This is a genomic window from Mycolicibacterium xanthum (assembly GCF_019710635.1).
GTDB classification, from domain to species: Bacteria; Actinomycetota; Actinomycetes; order Mycobacteriales; family Mycobacteriaceae; genus Mycobacterium; species Mycobacterium xanthum.
Genome location: NZ_JAIFZS010000037.1, coordinates 103612 through 123740, shown reverse-complemented (window position 1 = coordinate 123740; position 20129 = coordinate 103612). Strand labels below are relative to the sequence as shown.

Genomic DNA, 20129 nt, shown 5'->3' with positions numbered 1-20129 from the left:
CGGTGTCGGCAGACTGTTGCGCCGTCCGCACAAGTTGCGTAATAAGCAACAGGAGGCTTCTGGTGGAACGCACCGGCACCCGCGTCGTCGTCGCCAAGCTGACCGACCTTCCGGTCGGTGAGGTGGTCACGGTGACACTCCCGGGCGATCCGGCGATCTCGATCTTTCACACCGAGGAGGGCCTGTTCGCCATCGACGACACCTGCACGCACCAGGACGCGTCGCTGGCCGACGGGTGGGTCGAGGGCTGCACGGTCGAATGCCCCCTGCACGAATCCTGCTTCGACCTGCGCACCGGCTCGGTCTCGGGACCTCCGGCCAAGAACCCGGTGCGGGTCCACGGCGTCGGTGTCGACGGCGACGACATCTGGCTCGAGGTCAGCCGATGACACCGGACAGCGTCGCGATCGTCGGTGCGTCGCTGGCCGGGCTGTCGGTCCTGCGGGAACTCCGTGCTGCCGGGTTCACCGGCCCGGTGACGGTCATCGGCGAGGAGACCCACCGCCCCTATGATCGGCCTCCGCTGTCCAAGGCTTTCCTGCACGACGGACCGCGACCCGACCTGGCGCTGGCCGACGCCGCCGAACTCGACGAGCTGTCGGCGAGCTGGCTGCTCGGAACCCGCGCCACCGGACTGTCCAGTCAGAGCGCCGACCACCACACCGTCGAGGTCGACGGTGGCGCCGAGGTCACCGCGGAGGCCGTGGTCGTGGCCACCGGCGCCCGTGCCCGCACCCTGCCGGGACACCGGGCCCTGGCCGGTGTGCACAGTCTGCGCACGCTCGACGACGCCGAGGCACTTCGCCGGTCGCTGCGCGGTTGCGCGCGGCTGGTGGTGATCGGTGCCGGATTCATCGGCGCCGAGGTGGCCTCCACGGCGGCGGCCCGCGGCGCCGACGTCACCGTGGTGGAGGCGGCCGCCCTGCCGTTGGCGCACGCGTTCGGTGACGCCGTCGCAGCTTCCTGCGCCGCGATGCACGGCGCGCACGGGGTCCGGCTGCGCACCGGCGTCGGCGTGCAGGGCCTGTCGGGATCCGACCGGGTGGAGGAGGTGGTCCTGGCCGACGGCACCCGGCTGCCCGCCGACGCCGTCGTCGTCGGTATCGGTGCACGGCCCAACACCGAGTGGCTGAACCATCCGCAGATCGTCCTGCACCACCCGTCCGGTGGTATCCGCACCGATGCATGCGGGCGGACCGACGTCCGCGGCGTGTATGCGCTCGGCGACTGTGCGGCAGCCTTCAGCCCCGACCATGGCGAGCACCACCGCAGCGAACACTGGACGAACGCCACCACTCAGGCCAAGGCGGTGGCCGCCGCGATCGCCGGCACTGCCGTTCCGCCGTCGGCGACGCCCTACATGTGGTCCGACCAGTACGGGCACCGGCTGCAGTTCGCCGGCCACCGCACCGGGAGCGACACCCTGCGAGTCGTCGACGGTGACCTCTCGGACGATTCGTTCGTCGCCGTCTACGAGCGGGACGAACAGGTGGTGGCGGTGTTCGCCCGCGACAACGCCCGGCTGTTCACCCGCTACCGCAAGCAGATCGACCGCGCGCGCCTCGAGTTGGCGTCGCTACCCGCCTGAGTGTCCGAATTCCCCACTGAAATCCAGGAGATCCCCATGCCCAGAACCGTCCGTGGCGTCATCGCCCGCTCCGCCAAGGCGCCCGTCGAGCTGGTCGACGTCGTCATCCCCGATCCCGGCCCCGGCGAGGTCGTCGTCGACGTCATCGCCTGCGGCGTGTGCCACACCGACCTGACATATCGGGAAGGCGGGATCAACGACGAGTTTCCGTTCCTGCTCGGCCATGAGGCCGCCGGGACGGTGAACTCGGTGGGCGACGGAGTCACCTCGGTGGCGGCCGGTGACTTCGTGGTGCTCAACTGGCGCGCGGTGTGCGGTCGGTGCCGGGCCTGTAAGCGGGGGCGCCCGCAGCTGTGCTTCGACACCCACAACGCCACGCAGAAGATGACGCTCGCCGACGGCACCGAGTTGACCCCGGCGCTGGGCATCGGCGCCTTCGCCGAGCAGACCCTGGTGCACGAAGGCCAGTGCACCAAGGTGGATTCCGCCGCCGACCCGGCGGTCGCAGGCCTGCTGGGCTGCGGTGTGATGGCCGGTATCGGAGCCGCGATCAACACCGCGGCCGTGACCCGGGACGACACCGTCGCCGTCATCGGCTGCGGCGGTGTCGGTGACGCCGCGGTCGCCGGCGCCGCACTGGTGGGCGCCAAGACGATCATCGCCGTCGACATGGACGACACGAAGCTGGCCTGGGCGCGTGAATTCGGTGCCACCCATACGGTCGACGCCCGCCAGGTGGACGCCGTCACCGCCATTCAGGACCTCACCGGCGGGTTCGGAGCCGACGTCGTCATCGACGCGGTCGGGCGTCCGGAAACGTGGAAGCAGGCCTTCTACGCCCGCGACCTCGCCGGCACGGTGGTGCTGGTCGGGGTACCGACTCCCGACATGACCCTCGAGATGCCGTTGGTCGACTTCTTCTCCCGGAGCGGATCGCTGAAGTCGTCGTGGTACGGCGACTGCCTGCCGGAGCGTGATTTTCCGTCGCTGGTCAGCCTGTACCGGCAGGGTCGGCTGCCGCTGGAGAAGTTCGTCTCCGAGCGCATCGGTCTCGACGACGTGGAAGCGGCGTTTCACCGGATGCATGCCGGCGAGGTGCTCAGGTCCGTCGTGATTCTCTGACAGCCGCGGCGTGGCCCGGCCGTGGTGGGGAGGTCCAGCCGGCCCACCGTTGGTTGACTCTAGACTTCGTGCCGAGGCCGAACTGGTGCAGCGTTACCTCGACCGCATCCGCGCCGAGCACGCCGGTGTCACCGACGGCGCGCTGGCCTGCTACATCCCCGAGCTCGCCGCGGTGGACCCCGGCGGGTTCGCGCTGTCGCTGTCGTCGTCCGACGGGTTCATCTATGTATCCGGGTACGCGGGTGTCGAATTCACCATCCAGTCGATCTCCAAGCCGTTCACCTACGCGCTGGCACTGGACCGGATCGGCGCGTCGGCGGTGGACGCCAGAATCGGTGTGGAGCCCTCCGGTGAGGCGTTCAACGAGATCAGCGTCGACCGGGCCACCAAGACGCCGAAGAACCCGATGATCAACGCCGGTGCCATCGCGGCCGTTTCGCTGATCCCGGCAAGCGGGCCCGATGACGCGGTGGTGAAGCGCACGCTCTCGGTGATGGTGACCTGCGGCATGTACGACGCCGCCGGCGACTGGGTCAGCGCGGTCGGCATGCCGGCCAAGAGCGGGGTCGGCGGCGGCATCGTCGCGGTGCTGCCCGGGCAGCTGGGCATCGGTGTGTACTCCCCATTGCTCGACGAGAAGGGCAACAGCTGCGCGGAGTGCGGGTGTGCCGCAGCCTGTCCGAGCAACTGGGCCTGCACTTTCTGACCGTGGCGCGCGATTCGCGCTCCGCGCTGCGCGCGGTCTATCGGCCCGACGACGGCATCCGCGTCTACGAGACCCATGGCGACCTGTTGTTCAGCGGCGCCGAGCAGGTGCTGCGTATCGCCGACCGCGAGCGCGACGACTACGAGGTGGCGATCCTGGACGTGTCGCGCGTCGACGACATCGACGACGCCGCACGCGGGCTGCTCTCGGGCATGAGCGCCGAGCTGCGGTCCGAGGGCAAGGCGGGTTTCCTGGTCGATCCGGACGGGATCGTCCTGCGCAACGAACCCGATCTGGAGGCGGTGCGATTCCGGACCGTCGAGGATGCGGTAGGGGCGGCCCGCGCCTGGTTGCGCGCGGCGCCCCGGAACTAGGCCCCGTCGGCGGGGACGGCGAGCCGGGTCGGCCCGTCGTGTCCGCGCAGGGTCACGGTCTGGCCCAGAGTCCAGTTCGCCCTTTCGGTTTCGGTCGCACCGGCGACCGCGCCGGCGGAGGCCACCAGGCGCTGTGGCTCGTTCTTGGCCAGTTCGCACAACCGCGCCGCCTCGTTGACCGGTTCGCCGATCACGGTGTACTCGAACCGTTCCCGCGCGCCGACATTGCCTGCGACGATGGTTCCGGCGGCGACCCCGATCCCCGCCTCGCACTCGGGGACCTCTGCGCGCAGGCGCCGGCTGATCCGCCGCGCCGCCGCCAGCGACTCGTCCTCGGGATGTTCCAGCGACACCGGGGCGCCGAACACCGCCAGCACCGCGTCGCCCTCGAACTTGTTCACCAGCCCGTGGTGACGGTCCACCTCCTCGACGATGACAGCGAAGAAGCGGTTGAGCAGCTCGACGACCTCGGTTGCAGGCACGCTGGTGACCAGCTTGGTCGACCCGATGATGTCGACGAAGACGACCGCCGCGTGGCGTTCCTCGCCGCCCAGTTCGGGTCGCTGCTGTTCGGCCAGCGCCGCCACCTCGCGGCCGACGTGGCGGCCGAACAGATCGCGGACCCGCTCGCGTTCCCGCAGTCCGGCAGCCATCGCGTTGAAGCCACGCTGCAGCTGGCCGAGTTCGGTGCCGTCGAAGACCACCACGTTGGTGTCCAGCTCACCGCGCTCCACCCGGTTCATCGCGTGCCGGACGACGCGCACCGGGGTCACCGTGAGCCAGGCCAGAATCCACATCAGGATGGCGCCGAACACCAGCGCGAACAACGCCAGGATCATCACCGCGACGGTGAACTGCGTCGGGGTCAGGTTGCGCTGGATCAGCGTGATCGCCGCGGCCAGGAAGATGCCGAGCACCGGCACGCCGGAGCCCAGCAACCACACCAGCATGGTTCGGCCCATCAGGCCCTCGGCGACGCTGCGCGGCGGCCGGCCGGCCTCCAGTGCCTGGGCCGCAATCGGCCGCAGCGCGAACTCGGTGAACAGGTAGCAGCTGGCGGACACCACGATGCCCGGGAAGCTGACGCCCAGTAGCCACTTCGGGATGAACTGTGGGTCGTGCAGGCCGTAGAGCGTGGTCAGCAGCACCGTGCCCAGGCCCCACAACACCAGCAGCACGCGGGTCAACCGCCACGGCGAAAGAAACGTGTTGCGCTGGTCCTCGCGGGTGGGGGTGCGCTCCTCGATCGACCAGCGCACGTTGGTGATGATCCGCCTGGTCGCCCAGAACACCCCCACCACCAGCGCGGCTACCAGGTAGATCGGCACCGCGATGAACGTGATCCATGCGACCTCGGGGTCGAACACGCTGGGTGTGGGAAACGCGACGGTGACCACCAGCGTCGCGACACCGATGCCGATCAGATTCGCGGCCACCACGAACACGGTCAGGATGATCTGGATCCGGACCCGGCGCCGTCGCTGGCTCTCCGAGACGCGGCCGAGAATCCAGGATCCGTATTCGGGCGTCGCCGCGACCCTGCCACTCTGGTTGGTCACCCGTTCCAACACCCGGCCGAGTCGCTGCGCCGCCGTCCTGTTCGCCATCGTGGCGTCAGCCTAGTGACCGGCTCGGGCGGTTAGGGTGGTCCGGTGCGTCTCGTGATCGCCCAGTGCACCGTGGACTATGTCGGCCGGCTCACCGCACATCTGCCCTCCGCCCGGCGGCTACTGTTGTTCAAGGCCGACGGCTCGGTCAGCGTCCATGCCGACGACCGGGCCTACAAACCACTGAACTGGATGAGCCCGCCGTGCAGGCTGGTCGAGGACCTCGCCGGCGAGACCCAGGTGTGGGTGGTGGAGAACAAGGCCGGTGAGCAGTTGCGCATCACCGTGGAGGACATCGAACACGACTCCAGTCATGAGCTGGGGGTCGATCCCGGCCTGGTGAAGGACGGGGTGGAGGCCCACCTGCAGGCGCTGCTGGCCGAGCACGTCGAGTTGCTCGGCGAGGGCTACACCCTGGTGCGCCGCGAGTACATGACCCCGATCGGGCCGGTGGACCTGCTGTGCCGCGACGAACAGGGCCGCTCGGTGGCCGTCGAGATCAAGCGCCGGGGCGAGATCGACGGCGTCGAGCAGCTCACCCGCTACCTCGAACTGCTCAACCGCGACTCGGTGCTGGCGCCGGTCGCCGGGGTGTTCGCCGCCCAGCAGATCAAACCGCAAGCTCGCACGCTCGCCACTGATCGTGGAATACGCTGCGTGACATTGGATTATGACGGAATGCGGGGGATGGACAGCGACGAGTACCGGCTGTTCTGACCGGTCATCCCGGTAGCGTCTGGATTGCCCCGGTCGGGCAGCGCGACACCGCCGCGTCCAACACGGCGCTGGGCGCCACCAGCGGCGCCACCGGATCTGCGGTGCCGTCGTCACCCATGTCGAACAGCGCCGGCGCGGTGGCCAGACAGGTACCCGAACCCATGCACAGCTGCCGGTCGACCCGTACCCGCACCGTGGTCATCGGGTGGCCGCCCGTTCGGGGCGCGCCTGCAGGGTGACCCGGGCCCGCTGCCGCGGCAACAACAAAACGGTCTGCGCCTGCTGGTCTTCGCCGGGTGTGTCCTCGGGGACGAGGGTCACCTCCTGCAGGATCGTGCGCAGCAGTACGCGTGCCTCGAACATCGCCATGTTGCCGCCCAGGCACCGGTTGATGCCGCCACCGAACGGGAGCCAGTGCGCCGGGTCCGGCGTCGTCCCCAGAAACCGTTCGGGGCGGAACTCGTCGGGTGCGTCGTACAGGTCGGCGCGGCGGTGAATGCCGTTGATGTACAGGAAGATCATCGATCCCCGGGGCAGGAAGACATCGTTGACGACCACATCACGGTTGACCGTGCGCGCGGTGAACGGGATGGTCGGACGCAACCGCAGGGTCTCGGTGATGACCGCGTCCAGGTAGCTCTCGTCACCGGCGGCCAGCGTCTGCTCGACCCGGTGCAGCACCTCGGGATGGCGGACCAGCCGTTCGACCACCCAGGACAGTGTCGCAGCGGTGGTGTCGTTGCCTGCGACCAGCAGCAGCCGCTGAAATCCGGCCACCATCTCGTCGTCCATCAGGCCGTCCTCGTCGGCCTGCTGCAGCCGCAGGAAGGTGGCCAGACAGTCGTGCCGGTCGGCGTCGCCGGATGCCGAACGGCGGGCTGACATCTCGTCGTAGGTGACCTGGTCCAGGTCGGCCAGTACCCGGTCGAGTGCGGGGAACGGCAGCCAGCGCCCGCGTGAAACCATGGCCGCCGCATACCGAAGCGCCAAGCCGGGCGATCCGATCAGATGGTCGAGTTCGCTCAGGTGCGCCGTAAGCCGGGCCCGCCGCTGCGGCTCGGTCACCCCGAAGACGACCGACATGATCACCTCGCGGGCCAGTTTGAGCATGTGTGGGTGGAAGCTGATCGGCCGGCCGGTCGGGAGCTCGCGCACCATCTTGCCGGCCACCTCGGCCATCGCCGGTTCGTAGCCCTTCAGGGCCTTGCCCATGAAGGCCGGTGCGACCTTGCGGCGCAGCACGGTGTGATCGTCGCTGGCCCACCAGGTCATGATCCGGTCGCCGAACAGAATCTCGTGCGGTGCCACCCGGCGCAGCGCCGTGCCGAACGACAGCGCCCGGGTCTTGTCCGAGAAGACCGCCCTGACGTCCTCCGGGGAGGCGGTCCAGAACATCGTCGGCATCAGTGGAACGTCGATGACGAACCGCTCGCCGAGTGCGGCGAAGTGCCGGCGGGCGGACTCCGGGGCGAAGAACAGCCGAGCCCACGCGGCCGCCGGGATCTTCGGCCGGGGCAGGGTGTCCAGCGTGGCGACCGAATGCGTTGCCGGCGATTGGGTGGTCATGTGCAGCTCCCAGGAGACGGGGGATCGAATGGCACCGACTGTAGTACTAAACCGTACTTTTGTACAACACCAGGGACCGCCCTACGGCGTAGGGTCCCGTGGGTGAGCACGCTGTCGGGTTCCTTCCCCAAATCCGCCCCGGGACTGCCCCGCGGGCGGACCAGGCTCGATCCGCTCGACGCGACGGCCCACCAGCGCGCGCGTCTGCAGCGGGCGGTCGTGGCCGCGGTGGCCGAGAAGGGGTATCAGGCCACCACCATCGCCGACATCGTGCAGCGGGCCAGGGTGTCGCGCTCCGTGATGTACCGCGAGTTCGACGGGAAGCTGGACTGCTTCCTGGCTGCGATCGAGGGTGGTCGGGAGTTGGTCGTGGCACGCATTTCGCACGCCATGGACGAGGTGTCCGGCGGCTCGCTGGAAACGGTACTGCGCGCGATCATCCGGGCCTACCTGGAAACGTGTGCGGCAGAACCGGATCACACCCGCGCGTGGGTGCTCGAACTCGCCGCGGCCGGGCCGGCGGGGGTGCGGGCGCGAGACCGGTATCTGGACGGCTTCGCCGCGCTGTTGAGCGAGATCGACCGTGACTACGGCAGTGGGCGGGCCCGCCCGATCGAGTACTACATCGCGCTCGTCGGTGGCATCACGGAGTTGGTCGGCCGCGAGGTGCGCGCCGGCGCCGAGTCGTCGCTGCCGCGCCTGGAAGATGCACTCACGATGGTTGCGGTGGCGATGCTGCGATGACGAAGCGGCGCAGACCCGCGCGGGCCAAACCCGTGCGGGGCAACCCGCTGCCGGCGCCGCGCCGCATCGAAGTCGGGCCGGACGGGTACGACTACGAGGTCCGGCCGATCGCCGCGGCGCGCGCCGTCAAGATCTACCGCTGTCCGGGGTGTGACCACGAGATCAGCCCGGGCACAACGCATCTGCTGGTATGGCCCGCCGACGCGGGAGAGCGGGGGATCGACGATCGGCGGCACTGGCACACGCCGTGCTGGACACATCGGGCCAACCGGCGACCTACTCGGAGATGGTCCTGATGGGCCGGTTTCGTGAGCGCTCGCCGGTCAGTGCGCGTCGGCGGCCGGCTCGACCAGCTCGACGAGAACGCCACCGGCGTCCTTGGGGTGCACGAAGTTGATCCGGGAGTTCGCGGTGCCACGGCGCGGTGCGTCATAGAGCAGTCGCACGCCATGCTCGCGCAGCCGCTCGGTGAGCGCGTCGATGTCGCTGACCCGGTAGGCCAGCTGCTGCAGCCCGGGGCCGCGCTTGTCGATGAACTTGGCGATGGTGCACTCGTCGTCGATCGGTGCCATCAGCTGCACCTGCGCGCTGCCGACCGGCGCGCCCCGCACCGAGAGCATCGCCTCGCGGACGCCCTGCTCCTCGTTGATCTCCTCGTGCAGCACGATCATGCCGAGCTTGTCGTGATACCACTTGATGGCCGCATCGAGATCGGGCACGGCGATGCCGACGTGATCGATCGCGGTGACCAGCGCGGTGGCCAGTACCGGACGGGCGTCTGTCTGCTCGGCGGTCATAACGTAAAGGTAACCTAATCAGATCGGTTTCGAACAGGTCGATATGGCGCTACAGCGTTGAATTGCCCTTTCGGAGCCGCCGGAAACCAGCTTGGAGGTAGTTATGACGACGTCGGTGATTGTTGCTGGAGCCCGCACGCCGGTGGGCAAGTTGATGGGTTCGCTGAAGGACTTCTCAGGCAGCGATCTGGGGGCGATCGCGATCGCCGGAGCGCTGCAGAAGGCCTTCCCCAATGTTGAAGACCCCGCGCAACTGGTGGACTACGTGATCATGGGCCAGGTGCTGTCCGCCGGCGCCGGGCAGATGCCGGCCCGGCAGGCGGCGGTGGCCGCAGGCATCGGCTGGGACGTGCCTTCGCTGACCATCAACAAGATGTGCCTGTCCGGCATCGACGCCATCGCGCTGGCCGATCAGCTGATCCGGGCCGGCGAGTTCGAGGTGGTGGTCGCCGGTGGCCAGGAGTCGATGACCCAGGCCCCGCACCTGCTGATGAACAGCCGCTCGGGCTACAAGTACGGCGATGTCACCGTGCTCGATCACCTGGCCTACGACGGCCTGCACGACGTGTTCACCGACCAGCCGATGGGTGCGCTGACCGAGCAGCGCAATGACGTCGACCAGTTCACCCGCGCCGAGCAGGACGAGTTGGCTGCGTCGTCGCATCAGAAGGCCGCGACCGCCTGGAAGGACGGCGTGTTCGCCGACGAGGTGGTGCCGGTGAAGATCCCGCAGCGCAAGGGCGACCCGATCGAGTTCACCGAGGACGAGGGCGTGCGTGCCGACACCACCGCCGAGTCGCTGGGGGGCCTGCGTCCCGCGTTCCGCAAGGACGGCACCATCACCGCCGGCTCGGCCTCTCAGATCTCCGACGGCGCATGCGCGGTCGTGGTGATGAGCAAGGCCAAGGCGCAGGAGTTGGGCCTGAGCTGGCTGTGCGAGATCGGGGCCCACGGTGTGGTGGCCGGACCGGACTCGAGCCTGCAGAGCCAGCCCGCCAACGCGATCAAGAAGGCCGTCGCCAAAGAGGGCATCTCGGTCGATCAGCTGGACGTCATCGAGATCAACGAGGCGTTCGCCGCCGTCGCGCTCGCGTCGGCCAAGGAGCTGGGCCTCGACGAGGCTACGGTGGCGGCCAAGGTCAACACCAACGGCGGTGCCATTGCGATCGGCCATCCGATCGGCATGTCCGGCGCCCGGATCACGCTGCACGCCGCACTGGAGCTGGCCCGCCGCCGGGGCGAGCGAAGCGACGGGAACAACGAAGGTCCGGGCTACGCCGTGGCCGCGTTGTGCGGGGCCGGCGGGCAGGGCGATGCATTGATCCTGCGTCGCCCCTGAGCTGCGCGATCGGTCAACGACGCGACGTAGTAGCTGGCCGGGGCGTCGGGCACAATGGCGGCCATGACGACCCGTACTAGCTCGTTCGACGTTCGCAGCGCGACCGGATGGTTCCGGATCATCGCACTGGCCGAGGCCGCCACCTGGGTCGGCCTGCTGCTGGGCATGTATTTCAAGTACCTGGGCTCGCCCCGGACCGAGATCGGTGTCAAGGTCTTCGGTCCGGTGCACGGCGCGATCTTCATCGCCTTCGTCGTGGCGGCGCTACTGACCGGTATCGCGGTCAGATGGGGACTCGGCACATGGTTGCTGGCGTTGCTGGGCAGCGTCGTGCCCCTCGGCAGTGTGATGTTCCTCATATGGGCTGATCGGACGGGGCGGATGGGCCCGCAAACGGGTCCGGAATCGGGCCTGGAATCGGCGCCTGCCGGGTCCGTGCGGGCGGGGCGTCGGGCACCGGAAACGACGTGACAGACTTGATCACGTGACTCGTTCTCGTCCCCCGGTCGGGCCCGCCATGGCGGGTGCCGTCGACCTGTCTGCCCTCAAGCAGCGTGCCACCGCCCCGGAGACCCCGACCGAGGGAGCGCCGGGCGGTGTGGAGATCACCGAGGCCAACCTGGAAGCCGAGGTGCTGATCCGTTCCAACGAGGTGCCGATCGTGGTGCTGCTGTGGTCACCGCGCAGTGAGTCCAGCGTGCAACTCGGCGACGTGCTGGCCGGCCTGGCCGCAACCGACGGTCCGAACTGGTCGCTGGCGACGGTCAACGTCGACACCATGCCGCGGGTGGCCCAGATGTTCGGCGTCCAGGCCGTCCCGACCGTGGTCGCGTTGGCCGCCGGGCAGCCGCTGTCCAGCTTCCAGGGCATGCAACCGCCCGAGCAGTTGCGGCGCTGGATCGACTCGCTGCTGTCCGCCACCGCCGGGAAGCTCAGCGGCGGTGGCGATGCCGAACAGCCCGAAGCGGTCGACCCCGAGGTCGAACAGGCGCGCACATTCCTCGACAACGGCGACTTCGACTCCGCGCTGAAGGCCTACCAGGCGATCCTGCAGCGGGACCCGACCCACGCCGAGGCGGGTGGTGCCGTACGTCAGATCGCCTTCCTGCAGCGGGCCACCACGCATCCGCGCAACGCGGTGGCGACCGCCGACGCCGCACCCGGGGACATCGCCGCGGCGCTCGCCGCCGCCGACGTCGAGATCCTGCAGCAGGACATCGACGCCGCCTTCAAGCGGCTGACCGACTTGGTCAAGCGCACCGCCGGCGACGACCGCAGCACGGTGCGCACCCGGCTGATCGAACTGTTCGAGCTGTTCGACCCGGCGGATCCCGCGGTCATCGCGGGACGGCGCAACCTCGCCAACGCGCTGTACTGACCCGCGCTGTACTGACCGCTGACCGACCCAGCGCCGAACTGGCATTCCGGCAGGCCGTTACTCGACCTTTCGCGGCTGGAATGCCATTTCGGCGAAATTGGGGGTCAGGCCTCCGGCTCGAACCACAGCCCCGACAGCGGCGGCAGCACCATCACCGCCGAGGCCGGCCGGCCGTGCCACGGCTCGTCGATGGCCTCGACGGAGCCGAGATTGCCGATGCCCGCGCCGTTGTAGGTGTCGGAGTCGGTGTTGAGCACCTCACGCCACGTGCCCGCATGCGGCAGGCCGAGCCGGTAACGGCTGTGCTCGGAGCCGGAGAAGTTGAACACGCACGCCATCGTCGAGCCGTCGTCGCCGAAGCGCAAGAAGCTCAGCACGTTGTTGGCCGAGTCGTTCGCGTCGATCCACGAGTAGCCCTCGGGCTGGGTGTCGCGTGACCACAGCGCCCGCCGGGTGCGGTATATCGCGTTGGCGTCGGTCATCATCCGCAGAATGCCGCCGGAATAGCCGTTCTCGTCGAGCTGGAACCAGTCGACCCCGCGTTCCTCGGACCATTCGGCGCGCTGGCCGAACTCCTGGCCCATGAACAACAACTGCTTGCCGGGATGCGCCCACTGGTAGGCCAGCAGCCCACGGATGCCCGCGGCCTTCACGTGGTCGTTGCCCGGCATCCGTCCCCACAGGGTGCCCTTGCCGTGCACCACCTCGTCGTGGCTGATCGGCAGCACGTAGTTCTCGCTGAATGCGTAGAGCATCGAGAACGTCATCTCGTGGTGGTGGTAGGTGCGATACACCGGGTCGCGTTTGACGAACTCCAGCGTGTCGTTCATCCAGCCCATGTTCCACTTCATCGAGAACCCGAGACCGCCGAGGTTGGTGGGCCGGGTGACCCCGGGCCAGGACGTGGATTCCTCTGCGATGGTGACGATTCCGGGGTTGATCTTGTGGACGGTGGCGTTCATCTCCTGCAGGAACTGCACGGCCTCGAGGTTCTCCCGGCCGCCGTACGCGTTCGGTGTCCACCCGCCCTCGGGGCGCGAGTAGTCCAGGTAGAGCATCGAGGCCACCGCATCGACGCGCAGCCCGTCGATGTGGAACTCCTGCAGCCAGTACAGCGCGTTGGCCACCAGGAAGTTGCGCACCTCGGTGCGCCCGAAGTCGAAAACGTAGGTGCCCCAATCCAGCTGCTCGCCGCGGCGGGGGTCGGCATGCTCGTAGAGCGCGGTTCCGTCGAATCGGCCGAGCGCCCACGAGTCCTTCGGGAAGTGGGCAGGGACCCAGTCCACGATCACCCCGATCCCGGCCTGGTGCAGGCGGTCGACGAGATAGCGGAACTCGTCGGGGGAACCGAACCGCGACGACGGTGCGTAATAGGAGGTGACCTGGTAGCCCCACGACCCGCCGAACGGGTGCTCGGCGACCGGAAGCATCTCCACGTGGGTGAACCCGTGCTCGACGACGTATCCGGTGAGCTGGTCGGCCATCTCGGTGTAGCTCAGGCCGCGCCGCCACGATCCCAGATGGACCTCGTAGGTGCTCATCGGCTCGAACACCGGGTTGCGCAGCGCGCGCCGGGTCATCCAGTCCTGATCGTTCCAGGTGTAGTCGCTCTCGAACACCCTCGATGCGGTCTGCGGCGGGACCTCGGTGGCGAACGCCATCGGGTCGGCGCGATCGGTGACCGAGCCGTCGGCGCCGTGCACCCGGAACTTGTAGAGGCCGTCGGCGGGGAAGCCCGGCCAGAACAGCTCCCACACCCCGGTCGAACCGAGCACGCGCATCTGCGCCTCGTCGCCCCAGTGGTTGAAGTCGCCGGTCACACTGACGCCCTTGGCGTTGGGCGCCCACACCGCGAAGGACACCCCCTCGACGACACCGTCTGCCGTGGTGAAGCTACGCCGGTGCGCGCCCAACACGTCCCAGAGCCGCTCGTGGCGGCCCTCGGCGAACAGGTGCAGGTCGATCTCGCCCAGGGTGGGCAGGAACCGGTAGGCATCCGCGAGGTGGTGGACGAACGCCGACTCGTCGGTGGAGTAGCTGATCTCCAGGCGGTAGTCGACGAGATCGGTGAACGGCACGGCGACGGCGAACAATCCCGCCTCGACGTGGGACAGCGGGTAGCGGGTGTCACCGATCACCGCGTTGAGCCGCGCGGCGTGCGGGCGATAGACCCGGATCACCGTGTGGTCGCCGTACTCGTGGGCGCCCAGCACCGAATGCGGGTCGTGGTGTTCACCGGCCAGCACCCGGTTCAGGTCGGCGGTGTGCGGCCGCAGGTGCGGGCTGTCGATCTGGTTCGTCAGGTTGGGCGCGTTGGTCATCTCGTCACTCCCTACGCAGCAGGTTGTATCGTTGGTCGGCTGGAATCTGGGGCAGGTTGATCACGTGTGCCACCGCGCGGGCCGGCTCGAGGCGAACGAAATTGCTTTTGCCCCATTGGTATTCCTCTCCGGTGATCTCGTCGCGCACCCAGAACCGGTCCTGGTCGTCCATGCCCAGCGCGCCCATGTCCAGCCAGAGCACACCCTCCTCGGGGCCCAGTGCGTTGAGCGTCACCACCACGAGCACCTGATCACCGGACACCGGGTCGAACTTGCTGTAGGCCAGCAGCGCGTCGTTGTCGATGTGGTGGAACTTGATGGTGCGCAGCTGTTGCAGCGCGGGGTGCACACGGCGGATCTCGTTGAGCCGGGTGATGAACGGCTCCAGCGATTCGCCGTCGCTCAGCGCGGCGTCGAAATCGCGCGGACGCAACTCGTACTTCTCCGAATGCAGGTACTCCTCGCTGCCCTCGCCCGCCGCCCGGTGCTCGAACAGCTCGAACCCGGAGTACACGCCCCACGTCGGGCTCATGGTCGCCGCCAGCGCCGCGCGGATCGCGAACATGCCCGGACCGCCGTGCTGCAGGCTCGCGTGCAGGATGTCGGGTGTATTGGTCCACAGGCTCTGGCGGCTGTAGTCGGCGTGCTCGGCGATCTGCTCGGCGAACTCGATGAGTTCCCACTTGGCCGTGCGCCAGGTGAAATACGTGTAGGACTGCGTGAAGCCGAGCTTGGCCAGACCGAACAGCCGCGCGGGACGGGTGAACGCCTCGGACAGGAAGAGCACGTCGGGATCGACGTTCTTGACCTCGCCGATCAGCCACGCCCAGAAGTTCGGCGGCTTGGTGTGCGGATTGTCGACCCGGAAAACCTTGACGCCGTGGGAGATCCAGAACCGGACGACGCGCAGCACCTCTTCGTACAGCCCGGCGGGGTCGTTGTCGAAGTTCAGCGGATAGATGTCCTGGTACTTCTTCGGCGGGTTCTCGGCGTAGGCGATCGTGCCGTCCGGCAGCACCGTGAACCATTCGGGGTGATCGCGCGCCCACGGGTGGTCCGGAGCGCACTGCAGGGCCAGGTCCAGGGCGACCTCGAGGCCCTCGTTGCGTGCGGCGCCGACGAACTCGTCGAAGTCGTCGATGGTGCCCAGGTCCGGATGCACCGCGTCGTGGCCGCCTTCGTCGCTGCCGATGGCCCACGGCGAGCCGACGTCGCCGGGTGCGGCGGTGACGCTGTTGTTGCGGCCCTTGCGGTGCACCTTGCCGATCGGGTGGATGGGCGGCAGGTAGGCGATGTCGAACCCCATCCTGGCGACCCGGGGCAGCGCCTTGGCCGCGGTGGCGAACGTGCCGTGCACCGGTTCGCCGGCGCTGTCCCAGCCGCCGGTGGAACGGGGGAAGAACTCGTACCACGAGCTGAACCTGGCCAACGGCCGGTCCACCCACACCCCGTACTGCTCGCCGCGGGTGATCAGTTCACGCAGTGGATAGCGCTCGACGAGCTCGGTCACCTGGGGAGCCAGCGCGGCACCGGCCCGGTAGAACGGGTCGCCCGGTTCGCGCAGCCGGGCCGCGGCCTCGGCCAGCGGGTAGCGGTCCTGGCGGGGCACACCGCTCGCGGCCCGTTCCAGCAGCCGGGCGCCGACGAGCAGATCGTTGGAGAGCTCGCCCTCGCTCTGGCCGGCGTCCAGCTTGGCGACGACGTGCCTGCGCCACGTCGCCAGCGGATCGCCCCACCCGTCGACGCGGAAGGTCCACAGCCCGACCGCGTCGGGGACGAACTGGCCGTGGAAGACATCGGGGGTGCGGCCGGTGGCCATCGGCAGTGTCGCGGGCCGGACCCGGGGGGCCGGGCTCACCACCTCTTCGATCGGCACGGCCGGAGCCGGCCAGACCAGGCCGGGCGGTGCGTCGGCCAGCGGTGGGTAGGACGTGCCGTGATGGCGGACCACCAGCGTCGCCGCCACCACGTCGTGGCCCTCGCGCCACACGGTGGCCGTCACCGGAACCACCTCACCGACCACCGCCTTGGCGGGAAAGCGCCCGCCGGACACCACGGGCTGAACGTCATCGATCTCGATCCGACCGGCGGTCACCTAACCCACTCCCTACCACTTTCGAACATCCACGCGGCGTCCGCCGCGCGTGCGTTGTCTGGTCTCGTTCACAGTTCGATTCAGCCCTGCCGCGCCTATACCCACCGTAGTGCGCCGTTCAATCACCCGACAGGCCGACGCGGCGACCGTCACGTTCTTCGGGGCGGGTGTCAGGCGGCCGCGGCGGGCCGTCGGGGCTCACGGGAAGCGCTTGAAACAGCGCTCGGCGTCGCCGAGCACGCCGAGCCGGAAAGCGTCGATGCGGGAGAAGCCCGACGGCACGGTCTCGCCGTTGACGTCGCTGGCGGCCAGCCCGTTGGTGAGCATCCCGGACACCGCCTCGTCGACATCGCCGGCGGTCAGTGCGATGGTGTCTCCGCCGGGGGTGGTGACGTCCTGCGACATCTTGACCGTCGCGACACCGGTCAGGCATGCGGTGCGCAGCGCGGCGGCGGCGTTGTCGAGGCTGACGCCGCCGTGTTCGTGCTGGATCGCGACCATGTATCGGGACACCAGCACCGAGTACGCGGCGTTGTCGCCGGTGGCCAGCGTCCCGCCCTCGTCCGGATCGGTCCGAGCGCCCATGTCCTCCATCCCGGGCATGTCCAGGACGATGGTGTTGGTCGACGGGCAGAACGACGCGGGCGGACTCGGCCGGGCGTCGGCGCAGGATTCCGCCTCGGCGGCGTCGAAGCTCAGCGCAGGCGGGTCGGCCGGTTCGAACAGGATCTCCATCGCCTCGACGATCGACTGCACGGACTCCTCGGTCACCGGGAGCTCACCGGTCTGGTCCTCCGGCAGCAGTACCGGCAGGTCGCCCCGGCGCTGGGCGATCTCGCGCATGTCGATCGCCGCGCACGCCGACGGGCCGTCGGTGAAGCCGAACTGGAACGCCGAGAGCCGTTCGAACGCCGAGCCGTGCTCGTCGTATCCCGCATCGGGATCGTTCTCGGTCAACAACGGGTCGCGGAAGGAGATCACGCCGGCCAGCACGTTGTTGAGGCCCTCGCCGGTGCTCACGGTGAAGCGCGGCGAATTGTCCTCGGCCACCCAGCGCATGTAGGCCCCGGCGAAGCAGTCCGCCTGCTGTTCGGACAGCAGCGTCGGCGTGTCCTCTGCCGACAGCCCGGCCTGGCGGGCCACCGCGTGGCCGTACTCGTGGGCCAGCACCATCACCACGCCCATCTCGCCGTGGGCGCGTTTGAGGCCGGGAAGCAGCTGCCCGCGGTCCCAGCCGATCGTGCGGTCGTCGTAGCAGAACCCGGCGTTGACCAGTCCGTAGGTGTCCTCACCGCAGAACTCACCGTCGAAGCCGTCGGAGTCCCACGAGAACAGGTCTGCCGCCGGGGTGAAGTCCTCGTCGAAGGTCTCCGGAAAGGTGGTCGCCCAGTACTCCTCGATGTCGCTGGTGGCCCCGGCGGCCAGTTCGTCGATGGAGCCACCGTCGGTGCCCTCGACCTCGCGGGTCGGAGCCGCGGCGTTGGGGCGGAAACCGGTCGGGCCGTCGGTGGCCGGCATGCCGGCCACGCTGAACGGGTCGTCGAATACCGAGACGGCGTCACCCTGCACCGTCGTCGAACACGCGCCGGCCACCAGCACCGAGCAGGCCGCGACCGCGGCGCCGACCAGGTGTCCTCGCCTCATGGATCCGCCTTTCGGTCCTTCCTCGGTGGCCGGGCGGCCCGCTCGCGAAGTCCGCTGTCAGGATAGTGCGCGGCCGGGTTGCCGGGCGTGCGTCACGCCGGGTTCGGCTCACCGCCGCCGCGCAGCCGCCGCAGGGCGGCGCGCACCGCCGGACCGTCGGTGGTTGCCCAGAACGGGGGCAGTGACGAGCGCAGGAACCCGCCGTAGCGGGCAGTCGCCATCCGCGAGTCCAGGACCGCCACCACGCCGCGGTCGTCCACCCGGCGCAGCAGTCGGCCGGCGCCCTGGGCGAGCAGCAGGGCCGCGTGGCTGGCGGCCACCGCCATGAACCCGTTGCCGCCCCGGGCGGCGACCGCCCGCTGGCGTGCGGTCAGCAGCGGGTCGTCCGGGCGCGGGAACGGGATGCGGTCGATCAGCACCAGCGACAGCGACTGGCCGGGCACGTCGACGCCCTGCCACAGCGACAGCGTGCCGAACAGCGACGTCGGCTCGTCGTCGGCGAATCGGCGCACCAGCGCCGAGGTGGTGTCCTCGCCCTGGCAGAGGACCGGGGTGTCGAGCCGCTCGCGCATCTCCTCGGCGGCCGCCTTCGCGGCGCGCATGGACGAGAACAGGCCCAGCGTGCGCCCGCCGGCGGCGGTGATCAGCGACTCGATCTCGTCGAGTTGTTCGGCCGAGGTGGAGCCGCCCACGGTGCCGTCTGCGGCCGCCGTCCCGCCCCGGCCCGGCGGCGGCAGGTGTGCGGCCACGTAGAGGATGCCCGACCGGGCGTGGTCGAACGGGGAGCCCACATCGATTCCACGCCAAGCGATCTCGCTGTCCCCCACGCCGGTCAGCCCCCAGCCTCGGGCCATCGACTCGAAGCTGCCGCCGATGGTCAACGTGGCCGATGTCAGCACCGTGGTGGTTTGGGCGAACAGCCGGGAGCGCAACAGCCCGGCCACCGACAGCGGGGCGACCCGCACCACGACACGGGTACCCGACCGGCCGTCGTCGGTGTGCTCGAGCCACACCACGTCGGTGCGGTCGGGTATCGCGGGTGCGAACGAGTCGAGGATCCGGGCGGCGGTGTCGCTGACGTCGATCAACGCGGTGGCCGCCTCGGCCCGCGCCGACGCCGTCTTCGGGTCGTTGGGCGCGGTGTCGATCGCGGTGCGTGCGGCGACAGCCGCGTCGCGCAGCGCGGTCAGGTAGGTCGCCAGCTCGGGGTCGAGCACGTCGATGCGGCCCGGCTGGGCGTCGAAGACGGCCGACGAGAACGTGGCCGACGCCGCATCCAGCCGTTGCGCCAGCTCGGGTGCGACCACCCGGGCGGCGCGCCGCTGCGCGATGCCCAGGGCGGTGGCCGACAGTTCGGCGGTCGCCACACCGGTGACCCGGTCGGCCAGCTCGTGCGCCTCGTCGACCACGAGCAGGTCGTGTTCGGGCAGCACGTTGGCGTCACCCATCGCATCGATGGCCAGCAGTGCATGGTTGGTGACCACGACGTCGGCCCGCCCGGCCCGCTCGCGGGCGCGCTCGGCGAAGCAGTCGGTGCCGAACGGGCAGCGCGACACCCCGATGCATTCCCGGGCCGACACGCTGACCTGTGCCCAGGACCGGTCGGCGACGCCGGGGGTCAGCTCGTCGCGGTCGCCGGTCGGTGTCGAGGACGACCACTCGGTGAGCCGGGCCACGTCGCGGCCCAATGCGCTGACCGCCGTCGGGGCGAACAACTCCTCCTGCGGACGATCTCCGGGTTCGTCGAGGCCGCTGCCGGACCCGTTGTGGACCTTGTTCAGGCACAGGTAGTTGCCGCGCCCCTTCAGCAGCGCGAACTCCGGTCGGCGGGGCAGCTTCGAAGCCAGCGAGTCGGCCAGCCGGGGGAGGTCGCGGTCGACCAGCTGGCGCTGCAACGCGATCGTCGCGGTCGAGACGACGACGGGCCGGTCGTCGGACAGCGACCGCGCGATCGCGGGCACCAGATAGGCCAGCGACTTACCGGTGCCGGTACCGGCCTGCACGGCCAGGTGCTCGCCACTGCGGAACGCCCGCGCCACCGCCTCGGCCATCTCGATCTGGCCGTCGCGGCCGGCCCCACCGAGCGCCGTGACCGCGGTGGCCAGCAGCTCGGTGATCTCGTCGTCCATCG

General features: G+C 69.5%; 17 protein-coding genes and 1 pseudogene. 10 read left to right on the top strand and 8 right to left on the bottom strand.

From position 1 onward, the window contains the following. Window positions 1-59 precede the first annotated feature (59 nt). From JDV09_RS14910 to JDV09_RS14895, 4 genes and pseudogenes are all read left to right on the top strand, one after another. Window positions 60-389 (top strand): bifunctional 3-phenylpropionate/cinnamic acid dioxygenase ferredoxin subunit, encoded by a 330-nt coding sequence (locus tag JDV09_RS14910; RefSeq protein ID WP_221369929.1) that lies wholly within the window; start codon window positions 60-62, stop codon window positions 387-389. Continuing rightward, window positions 386-1588, top strand: coding sequence for an NAD(P)/FAD-dependent oxidoreductase (locus JDV09_RS14905; protein WP_221369909.1), 1203 nt, complete (start codon window positions 386-388; stop codon window positions 1586-1588). The genes JDV09_RS14910 and JDV09_RS14905 overlap by 4 nt, the downstream gene beginning before the upstream one ends. 36 nt (window positions 1589-1624) lie before the next feature. Then, the gene (locus tag JDV09_RS14900) at window positions 1625-2710 is read left to right on the top strand and encodes an S-(hydroxymethyl)mycothiol dehydrogenase (RefSeq protein ID WP_221369908.1); all 1086 of its coding nucleotides are present in this window, start codon (window positions 1625-1627) and stop codon (window positions 2708-2710) included. 106 nt (window positions 2711-2816) lie between these two features. Then, window positions 2817-3790: pseudogene (locus JDV09_RS14895) on the top strand (glutaminase). On the opposite strand, the gene JDV09_RS14890 reads toward JDV09_RS14895, so the two are convergent. After that, the gene (locus tag JDV09_RS14890; RefSeq protein WP_221369907.1) at window positions 3787-5397 is read right to left on the bottom strand and encodes an adenylate/guanylate cyclase domain-containing protein; all 1611 of its coding nucleotides are present in this window, start codon (window positions 5395-5397) and stop codon (window positions 3787-3789) included. The pseudogene JDV09_RS14895 and the gene JDV09_RS14890 overlap by 4 nt on opposite strands. Before the next feature lie 45 nt (window positions 5398-5442). Here JDV09_RS14890 and nucS point away from each other — a divergent pair, with 45 nt between their 5' ends. Next, complete coding sequence (gene nucS / locus JDV09_RS14885; RefSeq protein ID WP_221369906.1) at window positions 5443-6114, top strand: endonuclease NucS; 672 nt, start codon at window positions 5443-5445, stop codon at window positions 6112-6114. Between the two features lie 4 nt (window positions 6115-6118). Here the strand turns inward: nucS and JDV09_RS14880 are convergent, their stop codons facing one another. Continuing rightward, the gene (locus JDV09_RS14880; RefSeq protein ID WP_255605381.1) at window positions 6119-6316 is read right to left on the bottom strand and encodes a ferredoxin; all 198 of its coding nucleotides are present in this window, start codon (window positions 6314-6316) and stop codon (window positions 6119-6121) included. Further along, window positions 6313-7680 carry a cytochrome P450 gene (locus JDV09_RS14875; protein WP_221369905.1) on the bottom strand — a complete coding sequence of 456 codons (1368 nt, stop codon included), beginning with the start codon at window positions 7678-7680 and terminating at the stop codon, window positions 6313-6315. The genes JDV09_RS14880 and JDV09_RS14875 overlap by 4 nt, the downstream gene beginning before the upstream one ends. 102 nt (window positions 7681-7782) lie before the next feature. Between JDV09_RS14875 and JDV09_RS14870 the strand changes: the two genes are divergently transcribed. Both JDV09_RS14870 and JDV09_RS14865 read left to right on the top strand, forming a co-directional pair. After that, a complete protein-coding gene (locus JDV09_RS14870) occupies window positions 7783-8424 on the top strand; it encodes a TetR/AcrR family transcriptional regulator (RefSeq protein ID WP_221369904.1) in 642 nt (213 codons plus the stop codon). Then, a complete protein-coding gene (locus JDV09_RS14865) occupies window positions 8421-8720 on the top strand; it encodes an Rv1322 family protein (RefSeq protein WP_221369903.1) in 300 nt (99 codons plus the stop codon). The genes JDV09_RS14870 and JDV09_RS14865 overlap by 4 nt, the downstream gene beginning before the upstream one ends. Window positions 8721-8747: 27 nt before the next feature. On the opposite strand, the gene mce is transcribed toward JDV09_RS14865, so the two are convergent. After that, window positions 8748-9221, bottom strand: a complete 474-nt coding sequence (gene mce, locus JDV09_RS14860; RefSeq protein ID WP_221369902.1) for a methylmalonyl-CoA epimerase — start codon at window positions 9219-9221, stop codon at window positions 8748-8750. 103 nt (window positions 9222-9324) lie between these two features. On the opposite strand from mce, the gene JDV09_RS14855 reads away from it, so the two are divergent. The 3 genes from JDV09_RS14855 to JDV09_RS14845 all read left to right on the top strand — a co-directional run bounded on the left by JDV09_RS14855 (window position 9325) and on the right by JDV09_RS14845 (window position 11938). Continuing rightward, a complete protein-coding gene (locus tag JDV09_RS14855; RefSeq protein ID WP_221369901.1) occupies window positions 9325-10560 on the top strand; it encodes an acetyl-CoA C-acetyltransferase in 1236 nt (411 codons plus the stop codon). A gap of 63 nt (window positions 10561-10623) precedes the next feature. Further along, window positions 10624-11031, top strand: a complete 408-nt coding sequence (locus JDV09_RS14850; protein WP_221369900.1) for a DUF3817 domain-containing protein — start codon at window positions 10624-10626, stop codon at window positions 11029-11031. Between the two features lie 13 nt (window positions 11032-11044). Further along, window positions 11045-11938: a tetratricopeptide repeat protein gene (locus tag JDV09_RS14845; protein WP_221369899.1), complete on the top strand. Its 894-nt coding sequence runs from the start codon at window positions 11045-11047 to the stop codon at window positions 11936-11938. Window positions 11939-12042: 104 nt separating this feature from the next. On the opposite strand, the gene glgB is transcribed toward JDV09_RS14845, so the two are convergent. The 4 genes from glgB to JDV09_RS14825 form a co-directional block, all read right to left on the bottom strand. Then, window positions 12043-14259, bottom strand: coding sequence for a 1,4-alpha-glucan branching protein GlgB (gene glgB / locus JDV09_RS14840; RefSeq protein ID WP_221369898.1), 2217 nt, complete (start codon window positions 14257-14259; stop codon window positions 12043-12045). A 4-nt stretch (window positions 14260-14263) separates the two neighbouring features. Then, window positions 14264-16354 (bottom strand): alpha-1,4-glucan--maltose-1-phosphate maltosyltransferase, encoded by a 2091-nt coding sequence (locus JDV09_RS14835; protein WP_221369897.1) that lies wholly within the window; start codon window positions 16352-16354, stop codon window positions 14264-14266. Between the two features lie 198 nt (window positions 16355-16552). Continuing rightward, complete coding sequence (locus JDV09_RS14830) at window positions 16553-17998, bottom strand: neutral zinc metallopeptidase (RefSeq protein WP_221369896.1); 1446 nt, start codon at window positions 17996-17998, stop codon at window positions 16553-16555. A gap of 92 nt (window positions 17999-18090) precedes the next feature. Beyond that, window positions 18091-20127, bottom strand: coding sequence for an ATP-dependent DNA helicase (locus JDV09_RS14825; RefSeq protein ID WP_221369895.1), 2037 nt, complete (start codon window positions 20125-20127; stop codon window positions 18091-18093). Window positions 20128-20129: the final 2 nt, after the last annotated feature.